The following is a 14,743-nucleotide window of genomic DNA, read 5'->3' on the forward strand; positions in this document are numbered from 1 at the left end:
AAATCGCTCGGCAAACGATCGCCACAACACAAGCAGGTAAAAAAACGACCCAAAAGGCAATATATGACCAACAAGACCACAAAACCAGCAATTAAAACGAATCTGAAAGCGTTACCAGCAATTAATTCGCGACTGAACCAAAGTCATTATTTTACGTTCGAATGACAAAAACATGACTGAGATCGCTTTCAAGATTGAACTTTTATTTGGACGATGGGTCTGCGGTGCGCTTGAAACCATTACGCCGATGGAATGCCAAAAGGGGAAAATATCCCTCCGCCACTATCGACAATAAGAGTGGGAAATATGCTTGCTGAGTGAGATGACATTTGTGCAAATAACAATCCCCTGCCGGTTAAGGATCAGGGGATTGATATGGCTCTTTTTCAGAGAATATTCAGGGCTGAATATCCCACTTTTTCAGCCAGCTGAGTGCCACCTGTTCGGGTTCATCGTGCACGGTAGCATCTAGCTCCAGCGGGGGAATCACTCGCGTGGCGCCCAGCTCTTGCAGCAACCCGTCCAGCCGACGGCCCGCGCCACAAAAATGGTCATAGCTGCTGTCGCCCATGGCAATCAGGGCATATCGCAGCCCCTTGAGCCAGGGCGCCTTGTCAGCCAGCTCGCTGGCAAAGTGCTGCAGATTGGGAGGAATGTCCCCCTGCCCGGTGGTGGCACTGACCAGCAATAAAAAACGGCCGGGGTCGATGTCCGCCAGCCGTGCTTCTTCGTGCAGGGTACAGTGATGCCCCTTGCGTTCCAGCTCATCTGCCAAGGTCTCGGCCACCAGCATGGCTGCGCCATAGACAGTTCCTACCACGATATCGATCTGCGCCATTCTCCGCTCCCTGCTTGAGTCACTCTTTTAGCAACTCTATCAGCAAGCTGGCGTCAGATGCCACCGATTCAGGGCTAAGGATCAGGCGCTTAGTAGTCGCTCTCGCTGGCGGGCCAGCCCAGCTCGGCAAACAGGCGCAACACATCCTGACCGAGCGGCGCCTGGATCCGCATCGGCACTTTGAGCACCGGATGGGTAAAGCTCAGGGTGCGGGCCACCAGCAGCAGCCGTTCGCAGCCGAAGTGCTCGCGAAAGAAACGGTTGTGGCGCCCATCCCCGTGGGTGGTGTCGCCCACAATAGGATGGAACAGATGATCCATATGGCGGCGCAACTGATGCTTGCGGCCGGTCTTCGGGAACAATCTGACCAGACTGTAGCGACTGGTAGGGTGCTTCTTGGAGACCGCGTGGGGCAGCTCAACCTGATGCAAGCGCCGGAAGGTGGTGACGGCATCTTGCGCCGGGCGATCCGGGTTGCTCATGGCATCGGCAATCTTGTCCAGCTGCTCCTTGAGGGGATAGTCGATCACCCCCTGCTCGGGCGCCCAGCCACGCACCAATGCCAGATACTCCTTGTGCACCTGACGTTGGGTAAAGGCTTCGGTCAGTGCGCGGGCAATCACCGGATCGAGCGCAAACAGCAGCACACCGGAGGTGGGTCGGTCGAGGCGATGCACCGGATAGACATGGCGACCACCGATGAGATCCCGGGTCATCTGCATGGCAAAACGGGTCTCGCCCTTGTCGAGCCAACTGCGGTGCACCAGTAGACCGGACGGCTTGTTGACCGCCACCAGCCACTCATCCTGATAGAGCAGGGTCGGCTTCAGGTCACTCTCTTCTCGGGTTTGATCTGGCATCATTGTTCAATCACTTTGCCGGAAAGCAGCAGATCGAAGCGGGCGATCAGGCGCAGCAACGCTTCTGCCTCGGCCAGATCCTCTTTGTAGACTTCGCTGGCCATGGGATAGAGGGAGACGCTGGTGGGCAGCGGCGCCTGCAACATCACCAGCTGCTCCATGCGCGGGATCAGCACGAACTGCAGCCACTGATCAAAGCTCAGGGTATCGACACAAAAAGGCAGGGTGCTTGCCAGGGCTTCGTCACCGGGATGGTCAGCTTGCCAGCGCTCAAGGCGCTGCAACTCGGCGGTGAGTTCCCCCAACAGGCCAGCTACCAGCAAATATTGATTCATCTCGCTCTCTTCCTCATAACCACAAATTGATCCGCCGACCCGACAGGGCCAGCCAGGATGCCGATACATTCAGTCGCACAGCACCGGCGGTTCAGCCGGGTCAACGACATACACGGCAGCCAGCGCAGCCTGCCGCCGTTAAAAAAGGGCGATACTATACACCTCCCCCCGCATAGCTGCCATGTTGATATCTGCCGCAGCGCACGTCTGCTGCCACTGGCTATCCTCGGCAAGGGCCTTATAATCGGCCCGCATCACCATTAGCCGGATCTCACCATGTCTGCGACGCCTACTGCCATCAATACCTTGACCGAATTTCTGACTCAGGCTGGCACCCAGTTCCAGCTGTTTGACATGGGCCGCCAGGTGCGGTCACTGGCAAGCGATACCTTTGTCCGCATCGAACAGCAGCAGGAGCCCTACCCCTGGCCGCTGCAGCAGCACGCCTGGCTGGGTGTGCACTTCTTCCAGCCGAGCGAGTCTCGCCACTACCTCTGGTTCCTCAAATTCGCCCTCGATGAGCGCGGCTTGCTGATGTCAAATGGCCCCAAGCTGTTCATGGATCAGGTGGTGGAGACCCTGGGCTACAAGCTGACCGGCGATCTGGACGAGGAAAAAGCCCAGCGCTTGGCCGACAACCCCTACACCTTCCGCCCGGCGGAGGCCAAGATGGCCAGTCTGCATGCCAAGCTGGCGCGCCAGCTGGAACAGGCCCCTTCTGCCTATTACGATGCCCTCTGCCACTATCTGGCCGCCCCCAACGACACCGGTTGGCAGACGCTGGGGCTGCAGGGCTTTGCCGATCTGGCCGAGCGACTGCATGATGAGCGCAATCTGGCGCTGATCTGTAAGGCACTGCCCAAACTGCCGCAAGAGCCGCTCTATGCCCTCTGCCAGAGCCTTGAAAACGCCCCGCTGCCGCCAGCAGTACAAGGCGCCCTGCTCGAGCGGATCGGCAAGGAGCAGGAGTGCGCCGCCCCCAACCCGGAGACCCTGGCCTACCTCTGCCGCGCTATGGCCTCCTGCCCCGGCAGCACCTTGCGCACCAACAAGCTGCTGACCCTGCTGCAAACCCAGCCAAGCCCGGCGCTGCTGCTCGCCATTGCGGGCCGGCTCTGGCCCGATCTGAAAGATGCCAATCTGCTCAGCCACTATCTGGAACAGCTGGCACTGCAACCGACCCAGTTCTTCAATCAGGTTTTTGCCGAGTTGGTCACTTTACCGGCCCTGCGCAATGATATGCTGGCCAGACTGCGCGACCCCGAGCGCAGCGATGCGCTGGGCAAGGCCATCGGCCGTCTGTTTGCCTCGGCCTGATCCCTCGCCTCCCCCTCACGCCACGAGGCAACACGGCGGGAAATTGAAAAGGAGATCGGGAGTGCCGAGCAGGACTCCCGGTTATCGACATCACGATAAGGAAGCCCGCCTATGGGAGAGATGCTCGGAATTTTGTTGCTGATTGCCGTTGCCGGCCTGTTCTGGCTGCAACGCCAACAGGCAGAAGTGGCCTGGCAATATATGCGCCGCTACTGCCAGCACCATGATCTGCAACTGCTGTCACTGGCTCGCCATCGGCGGGAGCTGGCACATAATCCCCTGCGGCTGCTGACCCACTATCAGTTTGAATTTTCCAGCGATGGCGAGAGCCACTATCAGGGCACCCTCAAGATGCAGGGGCTGCACGTCGTGGGCGTTGATCTGCCCCCCCATCGCATCCCCTCTGCCTGATCTCCAATCTCGTCTCTGCGCCCGATGGCTGTGCCTGTCTATAATCTCAGGGATTAAACAAAGGGAGAGACGAGATGGAACCCCTTGTCCACGATCTGCCAGCCCTGTTTGCCCAGCTCGGGATGGCCAACGACGAGCTGAGCCTGCACCGCTTTGTGCACGACCATCACCTCGACAATGAAACCCTGCTGCCGGAGGCCGGTTTCTGGAACGCCGCCCAGGCCAGCTTTCTGCGCGATGCCCTGTGGAACGACTCCGACTGGTGCGAGGCGATCGACCAGCTCGATGTGATGCTGCGCCAGCCCCGCTAAGCCGCCCGCCCCTTTCCTCCCCTGCCAGCTTTGGTTAAGATCCCGCCCCGATATCGATCCCCCCTTCTCACCCAGAGCATGCTTATGTCCGCCCACGAGATCATCCGAATTGCCAACGAGCTGGCCGCCAAGGGCCTGACGCCCACCACCGCCATGATCAAGGCCCGCCTCACCCAGCCCGTGCCGATGGCCGAGCTGCTGAAAGTGCTGAGCCAGTGGAAGCAGCAGCCCGTCGCGACCGCCGAGAGCGAGATCCAGCAAGAGGCAGCCCCCCAGCCTGCACCGGAGCTCACCCTGCAGCAACTCGCCGAACAGCTCACGCGCATCGAACAGAAGGTGGATCGCCTGACCTACCAGCTCCTCCAGCAGGGGCAAGGCTGAACCATGTATATTGTCGAACTCTGCTTTGAGTGTTACCGCGATACCTCCCTTGGCGACGCCGAGCGGGCCATCGTCAACTACCTCGACATGCTGCGTTATCAGGGCCAGATCCTCGGGCGGGAGTTCCCCACCAGCATGCATGAGGGCTATTTCGTCAGTCGGGTGGTCTGCCCGGAGCAGGATAGCCTGCACCCCGACAACCAGAGCGAGCAGGTCAAACTGGCCGAACAGCAGCTCAATCAGGCCGGGCTGCTGGCGCCCAAACTCCAGCTGCAGGGGGCGGATCTGCTCTCCGACAGCACCGACCCTTGCGGCCAGCAGGGCGAGCGGCCGAGCTGGATGCTGCTCTACACCAGCTTCCTGCACACCTGCTCGCCGCTGCGCTGTGGCGACCACTTCGCCCCCATTCCGCTCTACCAACTGCCCGCGGTCGCCAACGGCGATCAGAAGCAGATCATCAAGTGGCAGGAGGATTGGGAGGCGTGCGATCAGTTGCAGATGAACGGCTCCATCGCCGAACATGCGGCGCTGCACGAAATCGGCGAAGTGGGCAGCCGCCTCTACCGGCGCGGCAGCGATCTGGCCAAACGGCTGGAAGTGCTGAGCGGCATCCCCACCTACTACTACCTCTATCGGGTGGGCGGGCTGAGCGCCGCCGAGGAGAAGGCGCGCCCCTGTCCCAGCTGTGGCGGTGAGTGGGCGCTGGCAGAGCCACTGCACGAGATCTTCGACTTCAAGTGCGACAGCTGCCGTCTGGTCTCCAACCTCTCCTGGGATTTCAAGGATTAAGCGCGTTCCCTGTACGCGATGCCATAAAAAAGAGCCTTGCCGCATGGCAAGGCTCTTTTCGTTCCGATGGGTAACCTTGGCTCGAGCAGGTGCTATTGCGGCAACGTCTCAAGCCGTTCCAGAAACGCCGGCAAGGAGAGCGCCAACGTCAGACGGCGGCCGGAATCGAGCCACTCCAGCCACACCTGACCACTCTCGTTATCCAGCGAGATGAGCGTCATCTCGTTGCGGGTGGTGGCAATAAAGATGGAGGGGGTTCGCTTTAGCTTGCGCAACATCAGCAGATGGCCAATGAGGTTCTCCTTGAGCAGGTCGAGATCCGCCTCGTTCCACGGCAAGATCAGTTCAAGGCGCAGCCCCTTGAAGAGGCAGGGCACAGGGCGGCTGAACCAGTGGCCAAACAGGGCAATGGCGCTGGGATGAATTGTCAGCTCGAGGGCATCGGCCATGGCCGTAAAATCGGCGGGCTCGGGGCGATGATGAGGACGCCAGGCCACTCGACCATCGGCAGGCTCACCAAGCTGGCAGGGGGAACGCCAGTCCGCCTCCCACTCGCACAGGGGCAGGCCTCGTCTGGCCTCGCCATCCCGTTGCCAGCGGGCAAAAAAGTGCTCCAGGGCAGACAAAACTTGATCCGACATCGAAAATCCCCACAATTGCTGGCAAAGTCCGCTATTGCACCACCAAACCCGGTAACAGACAAGGTTGCCAGCCCTACCTAGTGACCCGGGAAACAGAACCCGGGATACAGAGAGGCCGACGCCCAAGCCAAACGGCTGCAACCATCCGGCCCAGCAATGGCCCGTTTCATTCCACTCATCATGAGCACATTACGTGAGCAACCCTGTGAGCAAACAAGATAGATACGCCGGGGCCAGCGCCCTGACCGGCCTGAGCCTGGGCCAGCAATCCGATTACATCAGCCAGTACACCCCCTCCCTGCTACAGCCGGTTCCACGTAGCCTGAACCGGAATGATCTCCAGCTGGGCGATGACCTGCCCTTTAACGGTTGCGATGTCTGGACCCTCTATGAGCTCTCCTGGCTCAATGCCAAGGGCAAGCCGATGGTGGCGGTGGGTGAAGTGACCATCCCGGCCACCAGTGCGAACCTGATCGAATCCAAATCCTTCAAGCTCTACCTCAACTCCTTCAACCAGACCCGTTGCGACTCTATAGAGGCAGTCGCCGCCATGCTGACCAAGGATCTGAGTGCCTGTGCGGGCGAGACCGTCAAGGTGACCCTGTTCCCCCTCGACAAGGCGCCGCACCAGATTGCCCTGCTGCCTGGCGAGTGCATCGATGAGCAGGATATCGAGGTAGACAATTACGAGTTTGATGCGTCCCTGCTGCAAGGGGCAGCCGGTAGCGAACAGGTAGAAGAGACCCTGCACAGCCACCTGCTCAAATCCAACTGTCTGGTCACCAGCCAGCCCGACTGGGGCTCTGTGGTGATCCGCTACAAGGGGCCGAAACTCGATCGGGAGAAGCTGCTGCGCTATCTCATCTCGTTCCGCCAGCACAACGAGTTCCACGAGCAGTGCATCGAGCGGATCTTTATCGACCTCAAACACTATTGCCAGCCTGAGCAGTTGACCGTCTATGCCCGCTATACCCGTCGCGGCGGCCTCGACATCAACCCGTTCCGCTCCAATTTCGAAGCCGTGCCCGCCAACCTGCGTCTGATCCGCCAATAAAGTCGAGTTGCGACAGAGAGGGCAGTCACACAGCCCTCCATGACTGGCAAAAAGGTTTCGATCGATGCTTTACGCAGCTGTGATAAGGGGGCTGGATAATAAAATCCAGACGAAACCCACTTGCCGGCCACCAGCAAACCACAGTAAACGCTGGACTCGCAGGGGGGGGCTTGGATAACATGCCAACACCTCTGCGCCGTCCTTAATCCAATGAATCAACTGTTTTTTCTGGCCATGATGATGTCCTCCCTGTCAGCTCCGAATCTGGATCTGGACAAGGAGCAACTCTCTATCGATCTGCAACAAGCGCAATCGATGGTACTGACCGATCCTGCCAGATGCGTCCAGATCACCACCGCCTTCCTGACGCGCGCAGCCAATAATCCCCAGCAAATCATCAGCAATCGCCAGGAGTTCGGTTATCGCGAGCCCATCCTGAGTTACAGCACGGCGGCCCAGACTATAGGCGCCCATCTGCTCAAAGGGGAGTGTCTGCTGCAACTGGGTCAATATCAGGCCACCCAGCAAGCGCTCGACAAGGCGATGGCGCTGGCAGACAAAGAGCGGCAACCGGAACTCAAGGCCCACGGCCTCTATCTCAAGATCCGCAGCCAGGCCCTCAAACCGGATAACCAGAGCACCAGCCGCGCCCTGATGGATCAACTGGACGAACAGCTGGCCGTCCCCACGCTCAAGCAGAGCCAGCTGCAGATTTATGGCCGCCTGCAACGCACCAGCTACGACATCGAGAACCAGCACTTCGATGATGCCAAGGCCCACTTGGCAGATGCGCGGATCTGGGCCGCCAAGACCCCCAATCCCCTCGCCAGTGCCTGGGTCAGCGCCATCAGCGGCGACCTTTATCGCGCGCTGCAGCAGCCACAGCTGGCACTGGGAGAATATATAGATGCCCAGCAACAGGCCAAAAGCCTCAATGATCCGCTCTTTCTTGGCCTGCTGTCGAACCAGATAGTGAAACTCTATCAGCAGGAGCAGGAACCACAGAAAGCGCTGCAGTATGCCAATGAGGCGGCCAACTACTTCCACTCCATCGGCAACCCTTCCCTGCTGTGCGACTCCCTGATGGTGCTGGCGCGACTCAACCGCGAGCAGGGCGACCTCAATATGGCGCTGGTCTACTTCTTTAATGCGCTGGATCTGCTCGATGAAGGGAGCAACCGACCGCAAGCCTCCCTGCTCAAATACGAAATCGGCAAAACCTACCTGCAAAGCGGCAACCTCTCGCTGGCCAGCAACTACCTCAATGCGGCCAGTCAGTCCCATGAGCTGAGCGATGCCAAAGAGCCGCTGATCGATACCCTGTTGCTGCTCGGCGAGCTCTATCTGAAAAAGCAGGAGGCCGCCATCGCCATTCTGCAGTTGGAGAACGCCCGTGCGCTGGCCAATCAGCTCGGCGATACCCGCCGTCAGTACGAGGTATTCCGCCTGTTGTCGCTGGCCTATGAGCAGAAGGGGTATCTGCGTCAGGCTCTCGACAGCTACAAGCGCTTCCACCGTCTTGGCGAAGAGGTGCGCCAGCAGGAGCAAGCCATGGAGCAGGCGGCGATCCGCGACAACTATGTCCAGGTCGAGCGGGTACAACATATCAAGGAGCTGGAGCAGCGGCTTAACAACAGCCAACATCAGCAGGAGCGCTATCTCTGGTCGAGCATCACCACCAGCCTGCTGCTGGCGCTCTTTATCTACCTCTTCTTCACCCTCTGGCTCAAGCTGCGAACTGCCCGCCTGCAACTGAAACGGACCAATGAGGCCCTGCTGATCGAGCCACGCTCGGGGCTGGCCAACTGGCAGCGGCTGATGAACCGCTGGCCGCGGGAGATGGCAAAGCGCCAGCTGAAATCGGATCGCTGGTACCTCAGTGAACAACCCTCCAGCGAGTTCGATGACAAGCTGCACTATCTGCTGTTCCGTGTGCCTTTCCTGGTCAACACGCTGGAGCGCCACGGCTATCAGGTCAGCAGAGAAATCGAGCAGGCCTTCGGTGCCTATATGGACACCCTGACCCCGCAAGATGGCCGTATCTATGACTTGCGTGAAGGACACATGCTCTATGTGGTGCCACAGCGCCACGTCACCAACCTGCATCAACTGGCGGGAGACCTGCTGACCGCCATCGCCGCCTACCCTTGCAACTATCCGCTGGATCGCCAGATCAGCCTCGGGATTGTCAGTCACCCCTTCCTGCCGAAAGCGGCGACCGCGCTCGATCACAATGGCCTGTTTGACCTCTGCTATCTCGCCCTGTCGGGAGCCATTCAGCTCAGTGAAAAATGCCAGCAAAACGCCTGGTTGGAGCTCGCGGCGATCGATTGCCAACAAGCGGCATTTTTTAATGGAGATGTGTGGCAATGCGGCCTGATGGCAATTGACAAGGGACTGGTAAAAGTCAATTCTTCTCATGAAAAGCAATGGGTTAATTGGCCCAGCCTTGCAAGGAAGCCGGCAGCCGATAACCACTAGGAAATAATGTAGATAACAGGCGAGGATCGAAACCAGGTTCGACCACTGTTGCTATCCAACACCAAAAACAATAATGACAACAGGGCGACCTGATAATGAATGACATCGCTGCCGTAGCAGGACAATTGGCAAGACTCAGGGAATCCCTTCAGCAGAAACAGCTGGAACTCGACGGCGTGCTGTCGTTTTCCGATGCAGAGCGTGCTCGCGGCATCCAGTTTATCAACAAGTTGATGCTCTCCTGCCGTGGCTTCGACCGCGAGCTGGACAATCGCTTCGCCAAGCTCAAACAGAAACTGGATAACAATCCCGCATTTACCTCGATGGACGCCGACCTGCTGGCCATTGAAAAACTGCTGCAGCAGCACAGCAATGCGCTGGAAGAGTCGATCACCCTGACCCAGACCGCCATCGAGCTTGGTTCCAAACAGCTGAAAAACATCAAGGGCTTCCCGGAAGAGACCCGCAAGTCCCTCAAGGAATTTCTGGCAAGTCCGGTCGGTTACGGCATTGCCGATCACCAGAAGAAGGTGATCAAGCTGCTGGAGTTCTACCAGCAGGCGATCAAGATCCAGCTGCTGCCAAGTCAGCCCCTGTTGGCACCGTCAGGTGCAACTCAACAAGAAAGCGATACTGCCAGCAACGATGGCCAACCCGATGTCGACCCGTTTGATCTCAAGGATCACGCCCGCATCGCCGATGAGCTGCAGCGGCTTATCACCGAACTCGACTTTGCCGGCGCCATCGGCGAGAGCCTGAGCGACATTCGCCGCCAACTGCTGATCGGGATCAACCCTGCCCTGCTGGCGGAAACCTGCCTGCAGGTGATCGAGCTCATCATCGAAGGCACCCGTGAGGAGCGCAAAGCCTCCCGCGCCTTCCTCAGCTCCCTCAACGAGAGCCTCTCCGCAGTACATGTCGGGTTTACCGAATCCCTCGATGAGGGGCGTGCGCTGCAAAACGAAACCCGAGAGACCCGTGAGGCGCTGGTCAACGAGTTGCAGGCGATCGATCACTCCCTGGCCAGCCATAACTCCATCGATGCGCTCAAGCGCGCCATCTCCGGCCATATGGGCGCCATCAACCTGCTGCTGCAAGAGCGTGACAGTACGGCGGCGCGAGAGCGTCACCTGCTCACCCGCCTCTCCACCATGGAGTCCAAGCTGCGCTTGATGAAGGAGGAGACCGCCGAGTACAAGAAGCGGCTGACCATTCAAAAACACAAGCTGTTCCTCGATAGCCTGACCCAGGTACACAACCGGGCCGCCCTCGATGAACGGCTGGAGCAGGAGTACAAACGTTGGCTTCGTTACCGCACTCCGCTCTGCATGGCGATCATCGACATCGATCACTTCAAGAACATCAATGACAACTACGGCCATATGGCGGGTGACAAGGCGTTGAAAGTGGTCGCCAAGGCGCTGCAAAGCGCGCTGCGTGACACCGACTTCATCGCCCGTTTTGGTGGGGAAGAGTTCGTGGTGTTGTTGCCCAACATTAACCCGGACAAGTTCCAGAAGCCGCTGGAGACCCTGCGCCAGACCATCAAGAGCATCCCGTTCCGTTTTCGCGATGCCAAGGTGGAGATCACCATCTCCATCGGCGCAACCCTGTTCAAGGATGGGGACAACCCGTCAGATGTGTTTGAACGGGCGGACAAGGCGCTCTACCACTCCAAGCACACCGGTCGGGATCAAGTGACACTGGCCTGACAAGCGGCTAAAAAAACAGCGAACAGTCGTCGCCCTATTTCCCTCTACCCTCTGTTACCACTACTATCGATCTCAGGGGATGCAACATAGCGTCCCCTTTTCTCCCCAGGGAAAAACACAACGATAACAAGTGAGTAAAGGGGAACCTATGATTACGCACATCAATCCCGTCGGCAGCATGGATTTGCTGTCACAGCTTGAGGTGGATCGCCTCAAGCAGACAGCCTCCAGCGATATCTATCAACTGTTTCGCAACTGCTCGCTGGCAGTGCTCAATTCCGGTAGCCATACCGACAGCTCCAAGGAGATCCTGGAGCGCTTCAAATCGTTCGATATTCATGTGATCCGGCGCGAGCGCGGGGTCAAGCTGGAACTGTTCAATGCCCCCGAGCACGCCTTTGTCGATGGCGAGATCATTCGCGGCATTCAGGAGCACCTCTTCTCGGTGCTGCGCGACATTCTCTATGTCTCCAATCAGCTCGAGTCCAACCGCCAGGTCAATCTGACCAACTCCACTCATATATCCAACGTGGTGTTCGCCATTCTGCGCAACGCCAAGGTGATCCTGCCCGGCGCCGATCCCAACCTGATCGTCTGCTGGGGTGGCCACTCCATCAACGAGATCGAGTACCAGTACACCCGCGCCGTGGGCAGCGAGCTGGGCTTGCGTGAGCTGAACATCTGTACCGGCTGTGGCCCTGGCGCCATGGAGGGCCCGATGAAGGGGGCCGCCGTCGGCCATGCCAAACAGCGGGTGCGCAACGGCCGCTACATCGGCCTCACGGAGCCTTCCATCATTGCGGCCGAACCGCCCAACCCCATCGTCAACGAGCTGGTTATCCTGCCGGATATCGAGAAACGGCTGGAAGCCTTTGTGCGTCTGGGCCATGGCATCATCATCTTCCCGGGCGGGGTCGGCACCGCCGAAGAGCTGCTCTATCTGCTCGGCATCATGATGCATCCGGCCAACGAGCGGCAGCCGATGCCCATCATCCTGACCGGCCCGAAAGAGAGTGCCGACTACTTCCGTGCCATCGACGACTTCATCAAGGCGACCCTCGGTGAACCGGCGACCAAGCTCTACCGGATCATTGTCGGCGATGCGCCGGAAGTGGCCCGGGTGATGAAAGAGGCGATGCCGAAAATCCGCGAATACCGCAAATCGGTCGGCGATGCCTACTCCTTCAACTGGTCCCTCAAGATTGAGCCGGAGTTCCAGCTCCCCTTCGAACCGGATCACGCCAGCATGGCCAGTCTGGATCTGCACCGCAACCAGCCGCCCCAGTTGCTGGCCGCCAACCTGCGTCGTGCCTTCTCCGGCATCGTCGCTGGCAACGTCAAGGAAGGGGGCATTCGCGCCATCGAGAAGAAAGGCCCCTTCAAGTTGCACGGCGACAAGGAGCTGATGCACCTGATGGACAAGCTGCTGGAGAGCTTCGTCAAGCAGCAGCGGATGAAGCTGCCGGGCAGCCAGTATGTGCCCTGCTACGAAATCGTCCGCTAGGGTACAGATACATCATCGACAGAGGGGCGCATCGGCGCCCCTCTTTAATTGGCGCTATCCCTTCCCGAGTGCCATCAATCCCCCATAAGGCGAGCGGTTTGTTACAATGGGGCGTCCCGACCGCCAAGAGTGCCCCATGTCAACTATCCGGCCACACCTGCTCATCATCGATGCCCTCAACCTCATTCGCCGTCTGCACGCGGTACAGGCCCAGCAGGCACTGACCCCAGCCCAGGCGCTGGTCGCCACCCGCGCCAACCTTATCAATACCTGCCGCAAGCTGCTGGCCAATAGCGAGCCAACCCATGTCATTGCCGTGTTTGATGGCGAGGTGCATAGCTGGCGCAAAGAGGTCTATCCGGCCTACAAGGAGGGGCGAACTCCCATGCCCCCCGAACTGCGTGAAGGGCTGGCGACCCTGCAGGATGCCTTTTGGGAGTGCGGGGTCGATGCCCTGCTCTCCGAGACCGATGAAGCGGATGACCTTATCGCCACCCTCGCCAGCGGCATCGCCAGCCATGGCCATCAGGCGACCATCATCTCCACCGACAAGGGCTTCTGCCAACTGATCTGCCAGCAGATCCGGGTGCGCGACTACTTCAACAAGCGCTGGCTGGATGCGGCCTTCGTCCAGCAGCAATATGGGGTAGCCCCTGCTCAGCTGGTCGACTTCTGGGCCCTGACCGGTATCAGCGGTTCCAATATCAAGGGGGTTCCGGGGATTGGCCCCAAGACCGCCACCCAGCTGTTGCAGCAATATGGCAATCTGGCAGCCATGCTCGAAGCCTGTCAGCAAGAGGACGCCGCCAAGCCACTGCTCAAGCTGCGCCAACATCAGGATGAGGCCCTGCTGGCCCAGCGGCTGGTGCGCTTGCAGCGGGATATTCCGCTGGGATTCAACCTGCGGGACATCCGCTACCCGCCCCAGCCAGACTAAATGGCCGAACAAAAATGCAGGCAAGGGCGTGAACCATGACGAGACTCACCCTCGCTGTTGATAAAAGTGAGTAGAATGTAAAGGAATGTGGTTGGTTTGCTGAGTAAATGCTATAAAGCAGCCCCATCCTCCCCTATACCCTGGAAGTGGAACCCTCTCATGTCCAAAAGAAAAATTACCGTGATCCCCGGCGACGGCATCGGCCCCAGCATCATTGAATCAGCCATTCAGATCCTGACCCATGCGGGCTGTGACTTTGAGTACGAATACGCGGATGCGGGTCTGGTTGCCCTCGAGAAGCATGGCGAGCTGCTGCCCCAGGCTACCCTGGATCTGATTGAGAAGAACAAGGTGAGCCTGAAAGGGCCATTGACCACGCCGGTCGGCGGCGGTTTTACCTCCATCAACGTCTCCCTGCGCAAGAAGTTCAACCTCTACGCCAACGTGCGTCCGGTCATCTCCTTCAAGGGCACCAGAAGCCGTTACGACAACATCGACATCATCACGGTGCGTGAAAACACCGAAGGGATGTACTCGGGTGCAGGTCAGAAGCGCAGCGATGACAACAAGAGTGCCGAGGCGATGAGCATCATCACCCGCGAAGGGGCCGAGCGCATCGTCAAGTTTGCCTTCGAGCTGGCCCGTCAGGAAGGGCGCAAGAAGGTCACCATCATCCACAAGGCGAACATCCTCAAATCGACCTCCGGCCTGTTCCTCGAAGTGGCACGTGAAATCGCCAGCCACTACCCGGATATCCAGAGCGAAGAGATGATCGTCGATGCCGCATGCATGAATCTGGTGATGTACCCGGAGCGTTTCGATGTCATGGTCACCACCAACCTGTTCGGCGACATCCTCTCGGATCTTTGCGCCGGTCTGGTTGGCGGCCTTGGTATGGCGCCCGGCGCCAACATCGGCGATGGCGCCGCCATCTTCGAAGCGGTGCACGGCTCGGCACCGGATATCGCAGGCAAGAATATCGCCAACCCGACCTCGGTGATCCTAGCCTCCATTCAGATGCTGGAGTACCTCGGCATGCAGGATAAAGCAGAGCGGATCCGCGAGGCAGTACGAGCCACCATCGAATCCGGTGATCGGGTCACCCGCGATCTGGGTGGCACGGCTTCCACCAGCGAATTCACCCAGGCCATCATCGATCGCCTTTGAGTTAA

Annotated in this window: 15 protein-coding genes; 11 read left to right on the forward strand and 4 right to left on the reverse strand. The window is 59.0% G+C overall.

All coding sequences use genetic code 11. From position 1 onward, the window contains the following. Positions 1 to 397: 397 nt before the first annotated feature. The 3 genes from VF684_RS00295 to VF684_RS00305 all read right to left on the reverse strand — a co-directional run bounded on the left by VF684_RS00295 (position 398) and on the right by VF684_RS00305 (position 2,033). Positions 398 to 838, reverse strand: coding sequence for a flavodoxin (locus VF684_RS00295; protein WP_139493647.1), 441 nt, complete (start codon positions 836 to 838; stop codon positions 398 to 400). Positions 839 to 927: 89 nt separating this feature from the next. Then, the gene (gene truC, locus VF684_RS00300) at positions 928 to 1,701 is read right to left on the reverse strand and encodes a tRNA pseudouridine(65) synthase TruC (protein WP_376898878.1); all 774 of its coding nucleotides are present in this window, start codon (positions 1,699 to 1,701) and stop codon (positions 928 to 930) included. Beyond that, positions 1,698 to 2,033, reverse strand: coding sequence for a YqcC family protein (locus VF684_RS00305; protein WP_005338596.1), 336 nt, complete (start codon positions 2,031 to 2,033; stop codon positions 1,698 to 1,700). Before VF684_RS00305 ends, truC begins: the two co-directional genes overlap by 4 nt. A 276-nt stretch (positions 2,034 to 2,309) precedes the next feature. Here VF684_RS00305 and VF684_RS00310 point away from each other — a divergent pair, with 276 nt between their 5' ends. From VF684_RS00310 to VF684_RS00330, 5 genes are all read left to right on the forward strand, one after another. Further along, complete coding sequence (locus VF684_RS00310) at positions 2,310 to 3,350, forward strand: DUF3549 family protein (RefSeq protein ID WP_128836320.1); 1,041 nt, start codon at positions 2,310 to 2,312, stop codon at positions 3,348 to 3,350. Between the two features lie 111 nt (positions 3,351 to 3,461). Beyond that, positions 3,462 to 3,761 carry a DUF3301 domain-containing protein gene (locus VF684_RS00315; protein WP_005338600.1) on the forward strand — a complete coding sequence of 100 codons (300 nt, stop codon included), beginning with the start codon at positions 3,462 to 3,464 and terminating at the stop codon, positions 3,759 to 3,761. 74 nt (positions 3,762 to 3,835) lie between these two features. Continuing rightward, positions 3,836 to 4,072: a DUF2789 family protein gene (locus VF684_RS00320; RefSeq protein WP_005338602.1), complete on the forward strand. Its 237-nt coding sequence runs from the start codon at positions 3,836 to 3,838 to the stop codon at positions 4,070 to 4,072. 84 nt (positions 4,073 to 4,156) lie between these two features. Continuing rightward, positions 4,157 to 4,453, forward strand: coding sequence for a hypothetical protein (locus VF684_RS00325; RefSeq protein ID WP_376898880.1), 297 nt, complete (start codon positions 4,157 to 4,159; stop codon positions 4,451 to 4,453). Between the two features lie 3 nt (positions 4,454 to 4,456). Beyond that, positions 4,457 to 5,242: a Zn-ribbon-containing protein gene (locus VF684_RS00330; protein WP_376898882.1), complete on the forward strand. Its 786-nt coding sequence runs from the start codon at positions 4,457 to 4,459 to the stop codon at positions 5,240 to 5,242. Between the two features lie 92 nt (positions 5,243 to 5,334). Here the strand turns inward: VF684_RS00330 and syd are convergent, their stop codons facing one another. Next, positions 5,335 to 5,883, reverse strand: coding sequence for a SecY-interacting protein (syd, locus tag VF684_RS00335; protein WP_376898884.1), 549 nt, complete (start codon positions 5,881 to 5,883; stop codon positions 5,335 to 5,337). Between the two features lie 205 nt (positions 5,884 to 6,088). Between syd and queF the strand changes: the two genes are divergently transcribed. The 6 genes from queF to VF684_RS00365 all read left to right on the forward strand — a co-directional run bounded on the left by queF (position 6,089) and on the right by VF684_RS00365 (position 14,738). Then, the gene (gene queF / locus VF684_RS00340) at positions 6,089 to 6,937 is read left to right on the forward strand and encodes an NADPH-dependent 7-cyano-7-deazaguanine reductase QueF (RefSeq protein WP_376898885.1); all 849 of its coding nucleotides are present in this window, start codon (positions 6,089 to 6,091) and stop codon (positions 6,935 to 6,937) included. Between the two features lie 210 nt (positions 6,938 to 7,147). After that, positions 7,148 to 9,418 (forward strand): tetratricopeptide repeat protein, encoded by a 2,271-nt coding sequence (locus tag VF684_RS00345; protein WP_440173434.1) that lies wholly within the window; start codon positions 7,148 to 7,150, stop codon positions 9,416 to 9,418. Positions 9,419 to 9,513: 95 nt separating this feature from the next. Further along, on the forward strand, positions 9,514 to 11,130 hold the full coding sequence (locus VF684_RS00350) for a GGDEF domain-containing protein (RefSeq protein ID WP_376898887.1): 1,617 nt from the start codon (positions 9,514 to 9,516) through the stop codon (positions 11,128 to 11,130). Positions 11,131 to 11,278: 148 nt separating this feature from the next. After that, positions 11,279 to 12,634, forward strand: coding sequence for a nucleotide 5'-monophosphate nucleosidase PpnN (gene ppnN / locus VF684_RS00355; RefSeq protein WP_005338611.1), 1,356 nt, complete (start codon positions 11,279 to 11,281; stop codon positions 12,632 to 12,634). Positions 12,635 to 12,770: 136 nt separating this feature from the next. After that, entirely contained in the window at positions 12,771 to 13,571 is an 801-nt protein-coding gene (xni, locus tag VF684_RS00360; RefSeq protein ID WP_201911501.1) for a flap endonuclease Xni, read from the forward strand. Positions 13,572 to 13,730: 159 nt separating this feature from the next. Continuing rightward, positions 13,731 to 14,738: an isocitrate dehydrogenase gene (locus VF684_RS00365; RefSeq protein WP_005349723.1), complete on the forward strand. Its 1,008-nt coding sequence runs from the start codon at positions 13,731 to 13,733 to the stop codon at positions 14,736 to 14,738. The last annotated feature ends 5 nt before the right edge of the window (positions 14,739 to 14,743 follow it).

The organism is Aeromonas sp. Lyrl_2, from assembly GCF_051948815.1.
Taxonomy (GTDB): domain Bacteria; phylum Pseudomonadota; class Gammaproteobacteria; order Enterobacterales; family Aeromonadaceae; genus Aeromonas; species Aeromonas veronii.